The sequence below is a fragment of the Shewanella sp. NKUCC01_JLK genome, assembly GCF_019345615.1.
Classification (GTDB): domain Bacteria; phylum Pseudomonadota; class Gammaproteobacteria; order Enterobacterales; family Shewanellaceae; genus Shewanella; species Shewanella oncorhynchi.
In genome coordinates this window covers 222,152-241,300 of sequence record NZ_JAHKRD010000003.1, presented here as the reverse complement: position 1 = coordinate 241,300, position 19,149 = coordinate 222,152, and the positions used below count along the sequence as shown (strand labels likewise).

At 42.1% G+C, this 19,149-nt stretch carries 15 protein-coding genes and 1 pseudogene; 3 read left to right on the top strand and 13 right to left on the bottom strand.

Features of this window, described 5'->3' with window-relative positions; genetic code table 11:
* Nucleotide 1: 1 nt before the first annotated feature.
* The 7 genes and pseudogenes from neuC to rfaH form a co-directional block, all read right to left on the bottom strand.
* Nucleotides 2-1,165: a UDP-N-acetylglucosamine 2-epimerase gene (gene neuC / locus KO537_RS05065; RefSeq protein ID WP_219233973.1), complete on the bottom strand. Its 1,164-nt coding sequence runs from the start codon at nt 1,163-1,165 to the stop codon at nt 2-4.
* A 1-nt stretch (nt 1,166) separates the two neighbouring features.
* Nucleotides 1,167-2,315: a LegC family aminotransferase gene (locus KO537_RS05060; RefSeq protein ID WP_219233972.1), complete on the bottom strand. Its 1,149-nt coding sequence runs from the start codon at nt 2,313-2,315 to the stop codon at nt 1,167-1,169.
* Between the two features lie 8 nt (nt 2,316-2,323).
* Nucleotides 2,324-3,514: a UDP-N-acetylglucosamine 4,6-dehydratase gene (locus KO537_RS05055; protein ID WP_219233971.1), complete on the bottom strand. Its 1,191-nt coding sequence runs from the start codon at nt 3,512-3,514 to the stop codon at nt 2,324-2,326.
* 180 nt (nt 3,515-3,694) lie between these two features.
* Nucleotides 3,695-4,669, bottom strand: coding sequence for a Wzz/FepE/Etk N-terminal domain-containing protein (locus KO537_RS05050; protein WP_219233970.1), 975 nt, complete (start codon nt 4,667-4,669; stop codon nt 3,695-3,697).
* A 205-nt stretch (nt 4,670-4,874) separates the two neighbouring features.
* Nucleotides 4,875-5,254, bottom strand: a pseudogene (locus tag KO537_RS23120) (four helix bundle protein).
* A 249-nt stretch (nt 5,255-5,503) separates the two neighbouring features.
* Complete coding sequence (locus KO537_RS05040; RefSeq protein ID WP_219233969.1) at nt 5,504-8,242, bottom strand: SLBB domain-containing protein; 2,739 nt, start codon at nt 8,240-8,242, stop codon at nt 5,504-5,506.
* A 790-nt stretch (nt 8,243-9,032) separates the two neighbouring features.
* Nucleotides 9,033-9,539 (bottom strand): transcription/translation regulatory transformer protein RfaH, encoded by a 507-nt coding sequence (gene rfaH / locus KO537_RS05035; RefSeq protein WP_173497654.1) that lies wholly within the window; start codon nt 9,537-9,539, stop codon nt 9,033-9,035.
* 472 nt (nt 9,540-10,011) lie between these two features.
* Between rfaH and KO537_RS05030 the strand changes: the two genes are divergently transcribed.
* Nucleotides 10,012-11,517 carry a peptide MFS transporter gene (locus KO537_RS05030; RefSeq protein ID WP_173497653.1) on the top strand — a complete coding sequence of 502 codons (1,506 nt, stop codon included), beginning with the start codon at nt 10,012-10,014 and terminating at the stop codon, nt 11,515-11,517.
* A gap of 110 nt (nt 11,518-11,627) precedes the next feature.
* On the opposite strand, the gene KO537_RS05025 is transcribed toward KO537_RS05030, so the two are convergent.
* Nucleotides 11,628-12,731 (bottom strand): response regulator, encoded by a 1,104-nt coding sequence (locus KO537_RS05025; protein ID WP_173497652.1) that lies wholly within the window; start codon nt 12,729-12,731, stop codon nt 11,628-11,630.
* Between the two features lie 121 nt (nt 12,732-12,852).
* Entirely contained in the window at nt 12,853-13,638 is a 786-nt protein-coding gene (locus KO537_RS05020; protein WP_219233968.1) for a VacJ family lipoprotein, read from the bottom strand.
* 219 nt (nt 13,639-13,857) lie between these two features.
* Here KO537_RS05020 and KO537_RS05015 point away from each other — a divergent pair, with 219 nt between their 5' ends.
* Nucleotides 13,858-15,765 carry a hypothetical protein gene (locus KO537_RS05015; protein ID WP_173497650.1) on the top strand — a complete coding sequence of 636 codons (1,908 nt, stop codon included), beginning with the start codon at nt 13,858-13,860 and terminating at the stop codon, nt 15,763-15,765.
* 61 nt (nt 15,766-15,826) lie between these two features.
* On the top strand, nt 15,827-16,135 hold the full coding sequence (locus KO537_RS05010) for an EscU/YscU/HrcU family type III secretion system export apparatus switch protein (RefSeq protein WP_028761167.1): 309 nt from the start codon (nt 15,827-15,829) through the stop codon (nt 16,133-16,135).
* A gap of 53 nt (nt 16,136-16,188) precedes the next feature.
* On the opposite strand, the gene KO537_RS05005 is transcribed toward KO537_RS05010, so the two are convergent.
* The 4 genes from KO537_RS05005 to KO537_RS04990 form a co-directional block, all read right to left on the bottom strand.
* Nucleotides 16,189-16,587, bottom strand: a complete 399-nt coding sequence (locus KO537_RS05005; protein WP_173243810.1) for a DUF2802 domain-containing protein — start codon at nt 16,585-16,587, stop codon at nt 16,189-16,191.
* Nucleotides 16,588-16,817: 230 nt separating this feature from the next.
* Entirely contained in the window at nt 16,818-17,312 is a 495-nt protein-coding gene (locus KO537_RS05000) for a chemotaxis protein CheW (protein ID WP_006082380.1), read from the bottom strand.
* Nucleotides 17,313-17,319: 7 nt separating this feature from the next.
* On the bottom strand, nt 17,320-18,315 hold the full coding sequence (locus KO537_RS04995; protein ID WP_105251948.1) for a chemotaxis protein CheW: 996 nt from the start codon (nt 18,313-18,315) through the stop codon (nt 17,320-17,322).
* Nucleotides 18,299-19,090, bottom strand: coding sequence for a ParA family protein (locus tag KO537_RS04990; RefSeq protein WP_028761170.1), 792 nt, complete (start codon nt 19,088-19,090; stop codon nt 18,299-18,301). The genes KO537_RS04995 and KO537_RS04990 overlap by 17 nt, the downstream gene beginning before the upstream one ends.
* Nucleotides 19,091-19,149: the final 59 nt, after the last annotated feature.

The following is a 19,149-nucleotide window of genomic DNA, read 5'->3' as shown; positions in this document are numbered from 1 at the left end:
ATTAATCACTTACCTTCACATCATAAAAAGATTTAACTGAAGTAAATTTCAGATTTTTAAGCATTGAAATCACTTGTTGACTGGCATTGCCCTGACCATAAGGGTTATGAACTTGTGCATCAGGCGCTTTGTAACTGCGACCAAACGCAACTTCAAGCGCAGCATGAATATCTAAAGTAGTTGCATCACAATGCAGTACGCTTGTTGCTGCCAGACGCCCTTTTTGCCTCATCCCAATATTCACAGTAGGTACATCCAGGGATGGCACTTCAATAATACCGCTAGAGGAATTACCAACTACAGCTGCGGCATGTTTAATGGCGCTCAGGTAGCGCACCTGACCTAAAGAAGGGATCGCCAGCACGCGCAGAGGTTGTTTAGCTGCATAAGCTTCGAGCAATGGGATAATTTTGCGGCCACCATCGTCAGCATTAGGATAAGTTAAAATCACCTGCACATCAGGGTACTTATCTAAAGCCTCTAAAAGCGCGTTAAAGGATGCTGTTGGTTCCTCATCGGCTAAAGTCACTGGGTGATAGGTGACAACTACATAAGGCTTCTGCAATGAAAACTGGAGTGAAGCAGCCAATTCTTCTACTGACATAAAAGTGCCACGGTTCAAATGGTCCAGGCCTATGGCTCCGACGTTAAAAACACGTTCAGGCGCTTCGCCCAGTTGGATCACTCTTTGCCTGTACTCTTCGGTGGAAGTAGCATGCAAATAACTTAGCTTGGTAATTGCATGACGAATAGCGTCGTCGTAAGCGCCTTCGGTAATTTCACCACCATGCAGATGAACCACAGGAATGCGCAAAATCATTGCAGTCTGAGCTGCAGCAAGAGCTTCAAATCTATCGCCTAAAATAACCAGTACATCCGGGGATAACCGGGAAAGCGCATCGGCAAAACCTAAAACTCCAAGACCCATACTTTTGGCCGAGCCAACAGCTGAATCTGATGACAATAAAATTTCTATTTTTTCGTCAATTTTAAAGCCATCTTTTTCTATCTGCCGGTAAGTCTCACCAAACTCAGGCGATAAATGCATACCTGAGACCAACAATTGTAAAGATAACTCTTCATCAGACTGAATGTCTTTCAGTAACCAATACAAAAGCCCGTACTCAGCACGAGTTCCGGTAAAGACAGTCACTTTTTTTGTCATGTTATAAAACCAGCTGTGTTGGTGAGCTAGGCAGATTAATCAAATGTTCTTCAATCAACTCAGAAACCGCCAGCTCGTCTCTGTGTGCGTTTTGGAACATAGGTAAACGATGCATCAATTTCCAGATTGGACGAGTCATCACACCGGACTCATTAGTCACTTTTAGCAACTGATCACGGGACTCTGTATCAGGACAAATGACAGCGTTAAGCCAATAGTTTGACTGAGCATAGTCAGGTTCAACAACAAAACTAAATTCGGTATCAGCAAAAAAGGTTTTATAACGCTCTGCTAACTGACGTTTTTGTTTTAAAAACTCAGGCAAGACTTCCATTTGAGCGCAGCCTAATGCCGCATTTAAATTTGGCAATCTGTAGTTAAAACCAGGTTCATCATGAAAAAATTCGTAAGGATGAGGCACTTTAGCAGTAGTAGTGACGTGCTTGGTGCGTGCGCCCATAGCTGAGTCACGACATAACACCATACCACCACCGCCTGTAGTGATAATTTTATTACCATTAAAACTAAGTGCACCCAACTCGCCAATAGTGCCTGTATGCTTACCTTTGTAATAAGACCCCAGACTTTCTGCAGCATCCTCTACCAGTACAATGTTCCATTTGCTGCATACTGCAACCAATTCATCCAGCTCTGCAGGATGACCAAAAGTGTGCATAGGTACTACAGCACTGATACGGCGATGATCTGTTTTGTGGAAGCAGCCGGATTCATTACTAAAGGCGTTTTCTGTCAAATAGTTATCTAATGCAACAGGGCACAAAGATAAACTGACCTTGGACACATCAACAAAAATTGGTTGTGCGCCCATATGATGCAAGGCATTACAGGTTGCAACAAAAGTCAGTGCCTGAGTGATCACGTAATCACTGGCCTTCACCCCTGCCATATAAAGCGCGGCATGCAAAGCTGCTGTGCCATTTACTGTAGCAACAGCCTTCGCCGTGCCAGTGAATGCTTCCATCTTGCGCTCAAAATCATCGACAAATTTACCAACACTGGAGACAAAAGTACTTTGAATCGTTTCTGTAACGTACTTCAGCTCATTACCAGCAAAAGTTGGCGCATGTAACGGAATAAATTCGTTAGTACGGTAAATATCCCGAATAAAACTAATAACTTCAGCGCTCATATGACACCTTACATTTTGCTATCTAGATACTTACCGGTTTCTTTGTGACCAAAGTCAGGGAGCATCTGATGAAAGAGCTCAACAATCTGCTCTTTAGTCCAGGCTTTATCCTGTTTATAAGAAGCTATTTGCTGTTCAAACAACGCAAGCAGTTCCTGCTGATACAGTGGCTCGTTTTTAATTACACCCAGATTTTCAAAACGCGCCATATCCAAAGTTTCTTTGTCGGTAAAAAATTCTTCGAAGTCTTTTTCACCCGTCGTGTCACTGGAAGTAAAGAGACATGGCCATTTTCCTTGCGCTGGCATAGTTTTAGCCAACTCACGGGCTTCATCTTCGTTGCCACACAAATGAGGTTCATAGCCAAGTTGTTTCAGATATTTCACGGCTATGTCTGCAAAAGTAATTAAATGCAAAGCTTCGCTTAGTTTCGGGAAGAAAATATCCCGATTTTCGCCAAAGATACAAGACATCAGGCAAAGCTCCCCCGATTCTTGTGGCGTCACAAAATAACGTTTGATGTCATTTGGAGCCACTATAGGTTGGCGCTTTTGAATGCGTTGATTAAAGCCATGCAACAAAGAACCATCAGAAAAAGCCACATTAGCAAAACGAGCTGTAGAAATAGCAATTTTCTCACTGCGACGCATCAGGAACATTTCCATTATACGCTTAGATGCACCCATCATATTGACAGGATTAGCCGCTTTATCTGTTGATACACAGAAGTATTTTTTTACACCAGCAACAATTGATTGTTGAATAGTTTTATCTGTATTAAATACATTTACATCAATCATTCGCATCAAAGTGTACGGATCTTTCTCACTGCGAACATGCTTTAGAGCCGAAAGGTTTAGAACGTAATCATAATGACCATCAGCCTTAATAAACGCATCGAATTCAGTTGACCCTATATCTAATGCAAAAGTTTGAAAGTCACCATTGATATAACCAAATGAGCTGCGAATATCACGCACCAATTCAACCATATTGTTTTCGCTGATATCGACAACATGCAATTTCTTTGGATTACGCTTAAAAATCTCTTTAGTGACCGCTTGTCCAATTGAGCCTGCACCACCTAAAACAAGGAATCTTGATTCTGATACAATACGCTCTAATTCTTCATTGTGAACGCAGATATCTGAGGAGAATAATTCTTTATCACGCCCAATTAATGGCAATATGTTGCTCATAAACTTCAATTCCTAAATAAATATTGTCGAAATTATTCACTTCCGCACCTCAGCCATTTAAACCTTTCTGAGACACTTTTTCTATTTTGAGACAGTCGACTCCTCACTATCCGGTGTAAAGCCTGGGTTTTACTATTTTTATTAAAACTGTCCTAATAGGCTCATTTTAAAAATGATGTTTCAATCTTCTCTTCTAATAAAATATCTAACTAATACAAACATCACGCCTAACATACCGCCAAGCAATGTACCTAATACACAAATTAATGCGCGTTTCGGTTTGGCCTTTTCTTCAGGAATTAATGCAGGATCGATAGTTTTAAAGACATACTCATCACGCACTTCGGCAAACATGATGGTTTTAGCTTGTTCTTCTACTAACTTATATAAAATGGTTCGAATATCTGCCACATTAGTTAAAGCAATTTGTTTATTTAAAAACTCACTGCTACGATTCGCCTCAGCAACATCGCGGTCTTTCATCACTTTGTTAATATCTTGGATTAACCATGCAACCCACTGCTGCGCAACAGCTGGTGATAAATGCTCAACTGAAATAGTAACCATGCCAGTTTCTTTGGCTTTATTAACGGCAATCATTTTGCTAAAGACTTTATAAGCCTCCTGCATTGAAGGCTCTGGTTTAAAAGGTGCTTTAACTTCACGTACCCAAGTATTGGTTTGTTCATTGTAAAGTTCAGGATTATAAATTAACTTATCAGCGTCCCTATCCCATTTTTCGGCTGCCATTAAATTGGCGAGGATATTGTGTCTTTGAATAAAATCACTAGTAAATTGACGAGATTTCAATACCTCAATGGCTAATTCAGTTTTATCAGTACCACCTTTACTACCAAGATTCACACCAGCAAGGCTTGCTAGCCCACCAAACTGTGAGGCTAATCCACTTAAACCACCGCCTTGCTCTTCAGATGCAGGGGCTAATAAAGCTTCGGATTTATAGATATTGGGTTGTTTTATAGCAAAAATAACCGCACCAATCGCGAATACAGCTGTAATAGCAATAATCAACCATTTACCTTGCCAAATGACAGAGAATAATTCACGAAGATCAATTTCGTCATCGCTTGTGGTTTGAGGGAATTGCGCGTCTGTTTTATATGTGTTGGGATTTTGAGTAATTTGTGTGTTCATTGGTTCTTCAGATTCTAGATTCTAGTACGCTGCGCGGCGAGAGCACTGCGCTGCTATAAAGGCAAAAGTTAAAAGCAGAGCGGGCTGCGCCTTGACAGAGCGCTACGCTTCTAGATTCTAGAGCGAGCCTGCGAGCATCCTAGTAGTTGCGAAGCAACGTTCTAGAGGCTGAAGGCCGTCCTAGAGACACGCAGTGGCGTCCTTCTTAGCTTTTACTCTTACTTTGCTTTTGTTTGATAATTGCACCTAAGATTTGGCTAATTCTTTTGCCTCTTGGACCATAAGTAATGCAGGTTCCCTTGCCAAATATCCAACTTCAATACCTATATAGAGTTGAGTGACTAACTCACCTAGAGAGCCTTTGGCGTAGTACAAAAAGCGAATTTGCTCTTTTAGTGTTTCACGCTCTTCACCTTATTCGGTAAATCCATGTACCTCACCTCTTCGAGGCCGATGAAATAAATCACATCGTTCAAAAGTTGCTCCTGCACTTTTGTCCGCAATATTTGAAGGGACAGATAACCCTGAACGAGTTATTTGATCTTTAAAACCCCAATTACTTACTGATTCTGTCACTTGATATATTTGACAAGATAATCACGAGGCTCTTTTCCAAACATCCAGTTGTTCGAATCGCATAATCTTCCTTGAGAACAGAAACTAGAATCTAGGACGCTTTGCGGCTAGAACGGCCTTCGGCCTACTATACAAGCAAAAGCTAAAAATAGAGCGTTGCTGCGCTCCTTCTAGATTCTAGAGCGAGCTTGCGAGCGTCCTAGCAGCAGCGTTTTTTGCTGCGCCCTAGAGGCCGAAGGCCGTCCTAGATTCTTCCTTCTACAGCCCTGCGATAACTGATACTGCAACGGCGGTGTTATAGATAATACCCGTGATCTGTGTCCAGAGACTTAGGTTATCTTTATATTCCGTGTCTAATGGCACAATAATGGTATCACCCGGTTGTAATTGATCTTCGCTAGTAAACCAACTCGAACGGCCAGGCATTAGCACTGAGCCATTTGCTTGGATAACGTAAGTGCGGTCTTCATCAGCACGTTTACGCGCACCACCAGACATAGCTAAATATTGGTCTAAAGTTAAGCCATCTTTAAATCTGTGAGTTGCTGGGTGCTGAACCTCTCCCATCACTGCAATGGTTTGCTTAGTCGATGGAACATAGAGAATATCGGCATCTTCAAGCTGTATATTTGCCTGTTCAATCCCTAATGAAATTGCCGCTAAATCGACAACAAGACGTCCTACCGCTTTTATATTTTCTAAATCGGCCAACATCAATTGCGCATCTGCATAATTGACCATAGTGCCATCCTGCGATACACCTCGTGTGGCTATATCTCGACGCAATTGATCGGCTAACTTTTTAATCTCAATTTGCTCTTGCTTACGAACAGACTCGCGCACAAATACAGCTGATGGCAAATAAGCATATTCAGTAAATCCACCCACACGAGCGATTAAATCGTTTAGTGTTTCACCGCGTCGGATATTGTAGCGCCCAGGGAATTTTACTTCGCCTCTGATTTCAACAACTTTAGATTCTTGCCAATCCGGAGTCGTCATCACTGTTAGCATGTCACGCCCAGTTAAACGGATATTGGCACTTTCGATTCCTTGCAAAGCTTGTGTCAAATCAAGATTATTATGCTTAATTCTCGAGCCATTGATATCGGTTGAGGTAGTGGTTAATTCAGCTCTAGCGGTATAAGCACCTTCTTTTAAACCACCTGCAGCGATCACTAAATCATTCACCCGAGCACCCACGGTCAGCGGATATACTCCAGGCTCTCTTACCTGCCCATCAATAGCAACAATTTGAATACCCGAGCCTGCTCGCCCTTGGCTATTTAATTTAACCATTACTGGGTAGAGTAACTCTTGACGGCCCATCTGATTACTGAGTTTAAGTAGTTCTGTATCGTCAAATAAATTAGCCAACATTTTATTGACAACACCTTTAACAACCTCAGCCTCTTCAGACTCTTTCTTATCTGTTAGTACTACACCTGCAAGATCGGTACGTTGCGATAACTTAGTTTTATCGAGTTGCACAAAGCCCGCTTTAAATAAATCTGAACCTAAAAGATTACTTGTATTTAAAGAAGTGACTTTTTCAACACGCTCTTTTACTAATTTATTTAACTCATAGCGATTCTGTATATCATCTGAAAAATTAAACAGAATGATTTTATCACGCGCATTTAAGCTAAGGTCTTGGCCACTTTCTTTAGCACTAATTGCTTTCCCTGGTGAGAATTGATGCACTTCAATATCACCGTATTGATTCACTTCACGGATCACAATTGCATAATCAAGATCAGCAGAAGCCGCTAAGTCTCCCCATAGAGAAGGTAATACGTCACTTACTTTTTGACCGGCAAACCATTGATATTTACCCGGACGAACAACAGCACCAGCTATGGTGATGGCACTCTCGTACTGCTCCGACGCACTTTTTACGCGAACAATATCACCTGCTTTGGCCGGTGTATTTCGACCTTGCTCAGAGGTTAAGTCTACGTTCACTATGGTTTTCAAAGATTTACTATTATAACGCTCTATTGAACTGCTTTTAGGATATGCTCCTGTATTTAACCCTGCGGCCATTGCGATAACGTCAGCCATGCTCTCATCGTGTTTTAGCTCGTAAATGGCTGGGCGTCTTACTTCGCCGGTTACGCTTACAAGGCCGCCGATAGAAGGAATAAACACCACATCACCAGAATGGAGTCTTAAATCCCCCGACGCATCACCTCGCATTAACAGGTCATAAAGATCTAAAGTACCAACTAGTTTGCCATTACGTTTCAGCTGTACATTACGTAATGAACCGATCTCGTTAACACCACCAGCGACAAACAGAGCCTGAGTGATAGTTGATAAACTTGAAACCGTATACGAACCAGGTTTATAGGCATCACCGGCCACAAAAATGCGTATCGAGCGCAACTCACCCATAGTGATGTTGGACTCAATACCGATCATTTGCTCACCAATACGCTGGGATAAAGAGTCTCTGAGCTCAGAGAAACTAAGCCCCATGACAGGTATTGGACCCAGCTCAGGGAACTGAATAACCCCCTCACGGTTAATGACGAGGTCATACTCTTTATTTTCTTTACCATAAAGCTGAACTTTAATGTTATCGCCTGGACCGACGAGGTACTCTCCCGGAACCGGTACATCTGACACAGGTGCAAATGTGCTTGGTTCACCAGCAAACATCTCATAACCGAAACGACGCAATTTTATTTTGCTGGGATCTTCAGAAAAATCTAACTCAGCTTTAGCCGCTTTTTTATCGGCATCAGACACACGAGGATTGGTGTCTCTTTCCCCTACGACTTCAGGATTTATAACCTGAGTTTGGGCCTGAGAACCTGAAAGCATATTAGGATCAATACCGTATTGCTTAGCAAGCCTTGCCTGTTCAGATTTCGGTAATTGCTTGAACTGCTCAATCATTTGTGGAGATGGCGTAACGGCATGAACCTGAGCGCCCATCAATATTGTGGCGCCAAGGCCTACTATGATGAATTGTTTGATTTGTTGTAACACCAGATATCTCCGATTGGATTTAAAATGATAAAAAGCAGAGTTGCTAGAAAAAACAGAGCGTCGCTCGCTCCTTCTAGAGTCTAGGACGCTATGCGGCTAGAGCGGGCTACGCCCTGCTAGAAAAAGCAGAGCATCGCTGCGCTCCTTCTAGATTCTAAAGCAAGCCTGCGAGCGTTCTAGAGCGAAGCGACCTAGAGCCACGCAGTGGCGTTCTAGCAGGCCGAAGGCCGTCCTTTCTTTGCTTTCAGACACGCTACCGATCCGCGTGGCGGCCCGAGGCCTTCGGCGTCCGCTTAACGAATGAAACTATTCATTCGATGTCTTTCAGGCACGCTACCGCCCATAGATTGCGGCTTCTATATTGCCCTTCGCGATGCGAAAATTCATATTTTTCATTAACATAAAACAGTGTTACAAGAATAGTTAAGCTCTACACTCGTTCAGTTACAGGACGTAACTAAATCTAGTTACGTTAGTAAAATACCTTAACCATAGGATGCAAACACTTAAGATAAGAGCTTATATTCTAACTTTATGATTACAGAATCTTACTTCAAAGATTCACTACCGATAGAACATTTAATGTTCAAACGGCCATTTTTAAGATCACACCTTAACAGGTTGCATTTTAAAAATGTAACTACAAACCCTAAACAAAATCAACAAATTGATTTTTAAGTAAATATTAAACACCTTGTCGCTTTGGTAAATACTTTATCAACTTCAAGGATAGCTAATATCTTACAAAATACTGAGCATTACTCTTACAACAGGTTTTGTACTTATGCACTTAAACACAAATTCGTTCTACACTTTGCTGTGGAACAGTCACTGTCTTTATCTGCCCCATAATGTTAAATAGTACATGGCAACGTTTGTTTGGGCATTTTTCTTGAAAAATGCCTTCAAGATCAACAAAGGGGCCATCTGTAAAACGAATTTTCTCCCCCGTTTTTAGCTCTAATTCTTCGGCTAATACTGTTTGGGAAGGCGTTAGTTCTTTCATGCGAATGGCATGGATAATTCTGTCGTCAATGGGCGTCATTTTCTCTTGACAATTAACGATTCGATTCACACCACGAGTAGAATGGACCTGCCTGACACTTGTCTGACTTGGGTCAAAATTGATGAATAAATAATTAGGAAAGAGTGGTACACGACAGACTTGTTTGCGCCCGCGCTGAGATTTCTCTTCAGAGACCATAGGCAAATACGTCTCTAAATTTTGAAGTGCTAAGTTCTGTTGTGCTCTCGCTTCACTACGAGGTTTACAATACAAAAGGTACCATGCCTTCATAAGCTAATCTCACTACCCTATAAATAAGTGACGTCCATTCACGGGTCGCAATCATAGCAAAGATGCTCAAGTCGGTGGAAGTAATTTTTCGACTATTCCTGTCTCTCGCTCGGTATGCATACAATGACGCTCACATTGACTAATTCATAATTAAAATCACAACACTATACTGCTGATAATGTCACCACTTAGCTTACCAAAATTGACTTTGGTTGCTTTTAAGGGGTATATAAGGTGGGATTTTAGCGAAAATACTCATTTTACTGCTAAACACATTACTTTTATTATAAGAACGTAACAATAACCCATACGTAACTAGCGGTTATTCAACAATTAATGAATGCTATAGCGGGAATTAATGGTTGATTAAATCTGCAGGCGATATTGGGACGAGCAACAACCATTTTTCTGTGGTGACATCATCCTGTTTCAGGGGCCCACAGGCAATCACGAGCTTAAGGTGGAAGACTTCATGAGCGTAGCAAAACCACAAGGAACGATGCTTGGGCATCCCAAGGGATTGTTCCTGCTGTTTACAACAGAACTTTGGGAACGATTTAGTTATTATGCAATGCGTGCCATTTTGGTGCTTTATTTAGTTGATCAGGTGGGTAAACAAGGCGGTGGCGGCTTAGGATTTAGCCAAGCTGACGCTTTATCCTTATATGGTACTTTTACTGCGTTAGTGTATTTAACGCCGCTGATTGGTGGTTGGTTAGCTGATAATTTTCTGGGACAGCGCAAAGCCATTTATTTTGGTGGCGCGTTAATGGCGGCAGGCCAATTTACGCTAGCTGCGCCTCATGCTTGGTTTCCTGGTATTGAAACGACCATTTTCTATATCGGTTTAGGTACCCTCATTCTGGGTAATGGTTTGTTTAAGCCGAACATTTCCACTATGGTGGGCGATCTCTACGAGGAAGGTGATCACCGTCGCGATGGTGCATTTACTATTTTCTATATGGGAATCAATTTAGGTGCGGCATTATCCGGCTTTATTGTTGCTTGGGCTTATACTAGCTTTGGCCACACTGAAATGGTTAATGGCCAAGAGGTTTTTGTTAATAACTGGCAGGCAGGTTTCTTCTGTGCTGGTATTGGTATGCTGCTGTCGCTGGTGATTCAATTTTTATTTGCTCAAAAACTGTTAGGTAATATTGGCACCGTGCCTGCGGCCAAGCTTGAACGTGAACGCCAGGCTAAGCTAGGCAATACCCGTAAAGAACCACTTACTAAAATTGAGCGTGATCGTCTCAAAGTAATTATGGTGCTGGGTTTGTTCACGATTATTTTCTGGGCGGGCTTTGAACAAGCGGGCGGGTTAATGAACTTATTTACCAATGAGTTTACAGACCGTTACATAGGTACTTGGGAAGTGCCCACGACTTATTTCCAATCGCTAAACGCTATTTTTATTGTGTTATTTGCCCCTGTAATTGCTTCTATCTGGATCCGTTTAGGTAAAAATGAACCTAACTCGCCAGTGAAATTTGCCTTAGGTTTGTTCTTATTGGCGATTGGCTTCTTGTTCATGATTGGCGCTGTGGTTGAGATGGGTAGCGATCCTACAGCTAAATCAAGCATGTGGTGGTTAGTGGGTGCTTATTTCTTCCATACTATGGGTGAATTATGTTTGTCACCTATTGGCTTGTCTATGGTGACTAAGCTTGCTCCACTGCGTATTGCCTCTTTGATGATGGGCGCTTGGTTCCTGTTTATTGCGATGGCGAACAAGGTTGCTGGGGTCGTAGGCTCTTTGATTGGTCACGGTGGTGGCAAAGAGGAACAACTTGCTAATGCTATGTCAATTTTTGCTGGTATCGCGATTACAGCGGCTCTGTCTGGCGTGATCCTGTATTTTATGGCTGACAAATTAGTCGATTGGATGCATGGCGCAGAAACCAAGCATCACACTGAAGCTGAAGCCTTAGAAAGCGAAATTGCAGTGACGGCTGAACATGAAGCGATAAAACGTTAATAATCCTGTTCGACTGTTTTTAATTGTTAAAACAAAAACGCCTTACTCGCAAGAGTAAGGCGTTTTTGTTAAGTCAGCTATATACTCAATTTCGTCAAAGCGTCTAAAAACTAAAGGCTTAACTGTAGAAAACCACCAGCAGGTAGCGTTGCATCATAGACTAAGCCCTTAAACTTGTTATCAAGTAAAGCTTGTTTATGCTCAGGCTCACTTGTCGCAATACACAACTGTTCTTGCGGTAAAATACTGCGGAACTGAATGCTCGGTTTACCCCAGTCTAACACGCCAAGCTGAAGACTCTCAGACAGTGCTAACGGGCTTAATCCCTCGTCATTACGCAGATAACAACGCAGCCCCTTACCCGCCTGTGCAATAGCAGCACGGTACTTAGTTAGCTCAATAGCAACGTAAATCATATCGGCTTTGATATCGAGACCAGATTTCACTAAACGCTCGTTCAAATAGCTCATCATGTTAAAGGGTTCAATAATGCTCTGACTCTGGCCATTCCTAAAATCTTTAAGCTTCTGATTAACAAAACTTCTAAGCAGAACGCAAGCAAACGCGGCTCGATTATCCTCTGGGTACAAATGGGCCATGTACATGATCAGGTGATCGCTACCAACCATAGTTGAATCAATGAAATAACTGCTTATATCGCTATTTTTATAAAGGCTATAGTCAACCTTGGCTGCCGGATAACTAATATTTGAAGCGGGAAAGAGTTGTTGCTGAACTTGTTTTGCTGCAGCAACACTTTGCTCAAGCAATGCTAGATTATCACTTAATTCTTGGTGGGATAGCGCGTCAAAATCTGAGGCTTGAGTATCATCAATGTAGGAACTATGAAGGCTTTGTTTAATGGCTTGTTCAATAATAAATAAATCAGATACTGGCTTAACGAGATAATCACTTGCGCCAATGCGTAAGGCTTCAACGACGTCAGCCATGACATTATTACCCGAGATCACGATAGAAGGCACTAAAGGTGCTAACCTTGTCATTTCCTTAAGCATATCGAGTCCACCGAGCTTAGGCATACTCAAGTCTGCAAGAACAATATCGAAGCGCTGCGATTTAAAAACTGACAATCCTTGTTCACCATCACAGGCTTGTGTGACTTGCGCACCTCTGCTATCGAGAAAGCTTGCAACAATCTGCCTAAACACGGGGTCATCTTCAACTAAAAGAACCGCAACACCATTTAACGCCATAAAGGTTCCCGAATAAAGTTCATCGCATAGCCATTACTCAAGTGAATATGCCAATAACAAAATTTAACAAGGCTAGCATTTGATGACTAAAGACAAATGCTGTCAAGTACGGCCAATAGGGTTACTCAAGCTCCTGCATATACTGATCGAGCAACTCATCATCATCTTGCTTTTGAGGGACATTACCATCATAGACTTTATAGTCCATGTGCTGTAAATATGCATCTTTGACAAAGGCATAGGGATCGAGTGCATTATCAACAAGTCGCTCTTGATCGATTGCTGATGCTCTAGAATGAAGGTTTTTAAGTCCCCATTTAACAATGGATTGCCACATTGTTAACTCAGACAATGGGAAGTATAGACCATCAACCCAATCAGACGCGAGTTCTCGCACAACATAAGGACCCGCAAATGGCGCCATGAAGTAAGGTCCATTAGGCACCCCATAATAACCCAGCACTTCATTAAACTCATCTTGCTTGCGGCTCATACCCATCATGTCAGCGACATCAATGACACCTAATAAGCCGACAGTAGAATTGATTGTAAAGCGTCCACCGGCATTAGCTGCCCAGCCCCACTTACCCTGCAGCACATTATTTACTAAGCTGCTAGGTTCCTCTAAATTCTGCACAAAGTTATTGATACCTGTTTTAGCAGGCGTAGGAATATAATCGTTATAACCATGGGCTACAGGACGATATAAATATCTATCTAGGTAGAGATAGTTGAAGTCCCACATAGCTCGGTTAAAGCCTTCGAACGGATCGCGGGGATCATCATAAGTAATTTGTACCTTAGCAGGTGTTTCCTGCTGAATGGTATCTGGTAGGGATACTTCAGCCGATTGCACTTTAGGCAACAGCATTAACCCCAAAGATAATCCCATCCATTTTAACTTCATATCGCTCTCTTAATATAAATGTACAGTTTAGACATCAAATTTTCGCTAAAGTGACAATACAAAAATGACGATATAAAGATAATTCGTCTTAGTGGCATACTATCCAGTATGACAGTTCCTTTGTCACAAGGCGCATAAGCATACTTGGCAAAAAAAATTGGTCAATTGTTAATTTTACTAAACGAATGTATCGCAGGATAAACTATATAAGGTCATTAAATGGAGTCGATTCCACTTGTCAGCAGTCAAAATTCGCAGTTACATACTGCGATGGCCCACACTGATGCCCTCAATACTACTCCACGCCCCATTCCAGCTCAGGTGCAAACATCACCTGAGGGAGATAGTATTATTCTAAACGGTACAGAATATAATTTAAAGCTAGTTAATGCTCAACAGCGGCAAATATTGTTGACTGCTAATAGCTTTTTAGTCGCGCCCAATGCGCAAAACAGCTCAACTCCAACTACGATAGTGCAAAACTCCACTAGCCAACTACTTGCGTTAGCTACACCTCTCGTACTGAAAATCCCTGAGGCAGTGATCAATCTGGCGCAACAAAATGGCATATCTCAGACGCAGCTTTCTGCACTCGCGGCTCGCACACAGGGCTATCCATTACCCAACGTCACTATAGTTAACAAGGAGCTTCAATTTGCTAATGGTACCGTTGTAGCACAAGATCCTGGACCCCAGCTGAATCAAGGTGAATTCATCGCTAAAATAGCCTTTCAACAAGGGCGCCCTATTTTATTACTCACCCCAATACAGAGCAAACTCGAAATCATAATTGGGGCGCCAGTAAATGAAACTCAGGTTCCCACAAATAAACCATCTTCTGATCTTGTGATCGCGAAAATTGAACCAGCACAGATCATTGCCTCCTTTCTAAAAAAACTCGAAAATATCAACTTTCTGCCTGAGCCCACAAAACAAATGGTCACGGCCAAAGTCGATATAATGCAGCTTCAAAGTAAAGTAGATATTCCATCAGCGCTTACTGCGACTGGCTCACAGAATATCTCTAACGCGCAAGTCATAACGCCAACAACTAAAGACTTAGGTCAGATCAGCACTCAACACTCAGCCCTTGAAAATCGGCTTGTGGGTCAATCACCGGCATCACAAATGGGTAAAAACGTAAATAGCAAAAACGGGTTACCTCAAGGCTCAAAAACGTCACAAGAAATCCTAAGTGTGAGTCCTACAGACATAAACAAACTTAATAATATTTTAGGGTCCAGTAGCCAAAAGAGTGAACAACAAGGCAATGATGCTAAGACTGATACTTCGATAAAAGTAGCTGATGTCTTACAAAAAGCGTTCAATAAAGCGGGGGCACTTCCTATTGAGCTATCTCGTTCTAATAGCAACTCGAATTTAGCATCTGAGTTATTGAAACTCCTACCGCATTTAGGGCTACCACCACTGAGCCAATTAAATGATATCGATGAGCTCAAAGCCAATATTCTCGGTCTAGCGAGTCTAAATCTTGCTACGCCTCAATCAAATCAAGCCTCAATGCTCATGAATGGGAGTGCAATTACCTCACTTTTTCAGCTGCTACTTGGCTTTAAAGCCAATAACAATTCGAATTCCGTGAGCAAAAAGCTTGCCGACTACCTTGAACAGTTACAAGCTAAAGTGGGCTTCTCCACTAAACTTCTTGGGCAACTGAGCAAAGCAGGAGGCCTTGATAGCATGGGGCTATTAGCCTCTAACCTGCATTTATACCAACAGGCAAGTAATGAGAGCGCTGGCAATTTGGTGTGGTTCTTTGCCCTTCCCTATGGCATTAACCAACGACAGGAGCAACTGGAAGGGAAATTTGAGCAAGAAGCCGATCCTGATGACCCAGATAAAAAAATGGGATGGCGTTTACAACTGAAGTTTAATCTAGCACAAGGACCTCTGCTGATTTCAGCCCAAAACCACAATCAACAATTAGATATCCAGTTCAAAGGCAATAGTCAGATACTACTTAATAAGGTTAATAACTTTTTAACGCCCTTAAGCCAAAAACTATCACAACTGGGTTTTACGCCTGGTGAATTATCAACTCAAATAGCGCAAGTACCAGCAACCTTATTACCTGGTGATCATTTCCTCGTAAAGACAAAAGCTTAATGAGTGACAATGTTCCAACACTAATATTGAGTTTATTATACAAAACATTGGGAATAACGATATGAGCGAAGAGAGTGAACCTAAACAAGCTGTCGCACTGAGCTACGATGGCCGTAACGCTCCTAAAATAGTCGCGACTGGTGAAGGGCTTATCGCAGAAGAAATTATTGCCTTAGCTAAGGCTAACGGCGTTTATATCCATCAAGATCCCCATCTGAGCCATTTTTTGCAATTGCTAGAGTTAGGAGAGGAAATTCCCAAGGAGCTTTACCTGCTTATCGCCGAACTGATTGCATTTGTGTATATGCTCGACGGTAAATTTCCTGAGCAATGGAATAATATGCATAAAAAAATTGTCGAGAAAGCATAAAATAAAAAAGCTAATTCAGAAAAATTAGCTTTTAGTGTTCAATTGGCTAGCGATTACTTACGATGCAGACGGATCAACAGCTCGGCTTCAGCTTTAGGTAATTCGCATTCCTTAATCAATTCGTCGACGCCAGCACCAAGCGCGACCATCTTCATGGCTCGAGTATAAAGTTTTGCCTGTGGATCCTGTTGAGTCGTCTCTTCAATCCGTTCAGACTGTTGCAGTATGCGTTTTTCTAATTCAATAACACGACGGCCTACACCGATTGTGCCACTGCGTAATTCTTGCAATTCACGTTTAAAAGACTCTCGCTGCCGATCGCCCTCTTTAACTAACACAGTCAATGCATCAACTTTGCTTCTTAATTTACTCAATTGCTTTTGTAAAAAGAGTACTAACCCTAAGCATGCGATGACATAGACTAACGCTGCGATCAAAAATTCATCGCCCATCAAAAATCCTTATACTCACTCAAAGCCATAGATTAGGAGCTGGCTTACAATTGAGTTATCTATTCCAAAGTGCTCACTTAACGTCACCAATATAATTGGCCATTGTTCAAGCTATGATAAAAAGACTTCGTCTACCCATAAATCGTAAATACTCAACATCATCGATTTATTCGCAAATAAACAAAATGGCTGAATGAATTCTAATCATTCAGCCTTATCACACTCATTGATTAGATCTGAGTCAACTCGGCCCATTCTTCGTCGGACAATAATTTGTCGAGATCAACTAAGATAAGTAATTCATTGTCGCGGTTGCTCACGCCTTGAATAAACTTAGCACTCTCTTCCGTTCCAACATTTGGCGCATTGTCAATTTCAGAGCGGCGCAAATAAACTACTTCTGCAACACTATCAACTAAAATACCAATGACCTGCTTTTCAGCTTCGATGATAACGATTCGAGTTGAATCATCAACTTCAGCAGACTGCAATCCAAAACGTGAGCGGGTATCAATTACAGTGACGACATTACCACGTAAGTTAATGATCCCTAGTACATAATAGGGAGCACCTGGTACAGGAGCAATTTCAGTATAACGCAGCACTTCCTGCACTTGCATTACGTTGATACCGTAAGTTTCATGGTCCAACTTAAAGGTAACCCATTGTAATACTGCATCATCTTTACTTGCAGCGACTGCTGCTACATTTCTTGTATCTTTCATGTTTACCTCAACCAATTGAGTCCTGACAACCTAAACCCGCATTAAGCATTTCAACTAAGGCTTGTACGTGCAAAATGCCACACATCTGTTCTTTCACTACACCCGCTAACCAAGGGCGCTTACCCGCTTGACTACGCCAGTTGACTTGCGACTTATTAATTTTTACCGCATTGACCAAGGACTCACAAGTCAATCCCCAGTTACTGCCTTCTAATAATACAAGATATTGATAATTTACTGATTGCGCCAGTTTATCTGTGTATTTTTCTGGCATAACCCACGCACAAGTATCAACAATGTTCAATTGCTCCTCCCTATGCGTCTGTACACCAAGAAACCATGCGGGTCGACCAAAGATGTGGTTTATCCGCTCAACTTTTACTATTCCGCCTAAACTCACCAAAGGCACGGCCAATGTCAGCCCTGCTACTTTAAAGAATAGTACCTGAAACTCATCATCGAGCACTTCTTGCAAATCTTTTGTCACACTAGGAGGCGTAATGCCGACTTGTGTTTCTGGCACAACCACTGGCTCAACGATTTCATCAGCAACGGTTTCATTAACAACAGGCTGAGCTTTTGGTACTTCCACCACAACAGGTTGAACATCAATAGGTGGCGCTATCTCTACTGAAGGTGGTATCGGTTCTAACCTTGCAGTCTTTAGTACTGGCGCTAATAATTTCTCTAACGCTTGCTTATTCACTTGAGCTACAACCTGGCTTACCGGAGCAACAAACTCATGTTGTCTTGGCGCCGCTTTTGGTTGCAACTGCGCAATAGGCGTTATGGCCTTCTCTACATTCTGCGGTGCGGCAGTGCGACCATTTTCAGCCAAAATTGCCGCATCGAGCAATGCTGCCTCCGTTTGATTAACGGCAACATTTTGATTTGAGTCTGCTTTTACAATGCTTTGAGGGGAAACAATCTGGTTTGGACTGTCGTCTTCCTGCAGCAATAATGCGAAAAAATCAAAAACAGTTTCATCAACCGATTTTGACATGGCCAAACTCCCCAACTAATAAGAAATCTAATAATCTTTCATAGGCTTTAACGCCGCGGCAACCACTCGCATAATGCGATGCTGGTAAATGTGCCAAACTGGCATCTCTAAACTTAGTGTCTACTGGAATAACGTCTTTCCACAAAGTATCACTGTATTCGGCACCAAGAACTTGCAAAGCCGCAGGTGATGCTTTGGTACGTTTATCGTACATGGTTGGCACAACAGTGTAACTGTAGCGCGTCTTCTTAGATCGCCCCATTAACTCCATTGTTTTAATCATCCGCTCTAGCCCTTTAATGGCAAGAAACTCCGTCTGCACAGGAATAATGATATGCTGACTTGCCGCAAGCGCATTGACCATTAATACCCCCAGTACGGGTGGGCAATCAACGATAGCAACATCATAATCATCAGCAACCAGTGCTAATAAATTACGTAGTACTAATCCCATTCCTTCTTGATGACCTAAGGCTCTGTCCAAGGTAGCCAATGCCATAGTTGCAGGTAATAAATCCAAACCATCGACTAAGGTTGGCACTACATGGGATAAAACGAGTTCCTTAGAAAGGTTTTTATGGGCAAGAAAAACATCAAACAACGAGCCTGGAACCTCTTCAGAATCAATACCTAAGTAATAACCTAACGAAGCATGTGGATCGGTATCTATCATAAGAACACGCTTACCACGCTTAGCTAATGTTCCCGCTAAACTCGCTACCGTCGTGGTTTTACCTACGCCACCTTTTTGATTCGCTATGGTCCAGACTTTCAAGAAGTGACCCCTACCTATACTGGTTAATATGCTAATGAACTAGAAAATTGTGAGTTCAC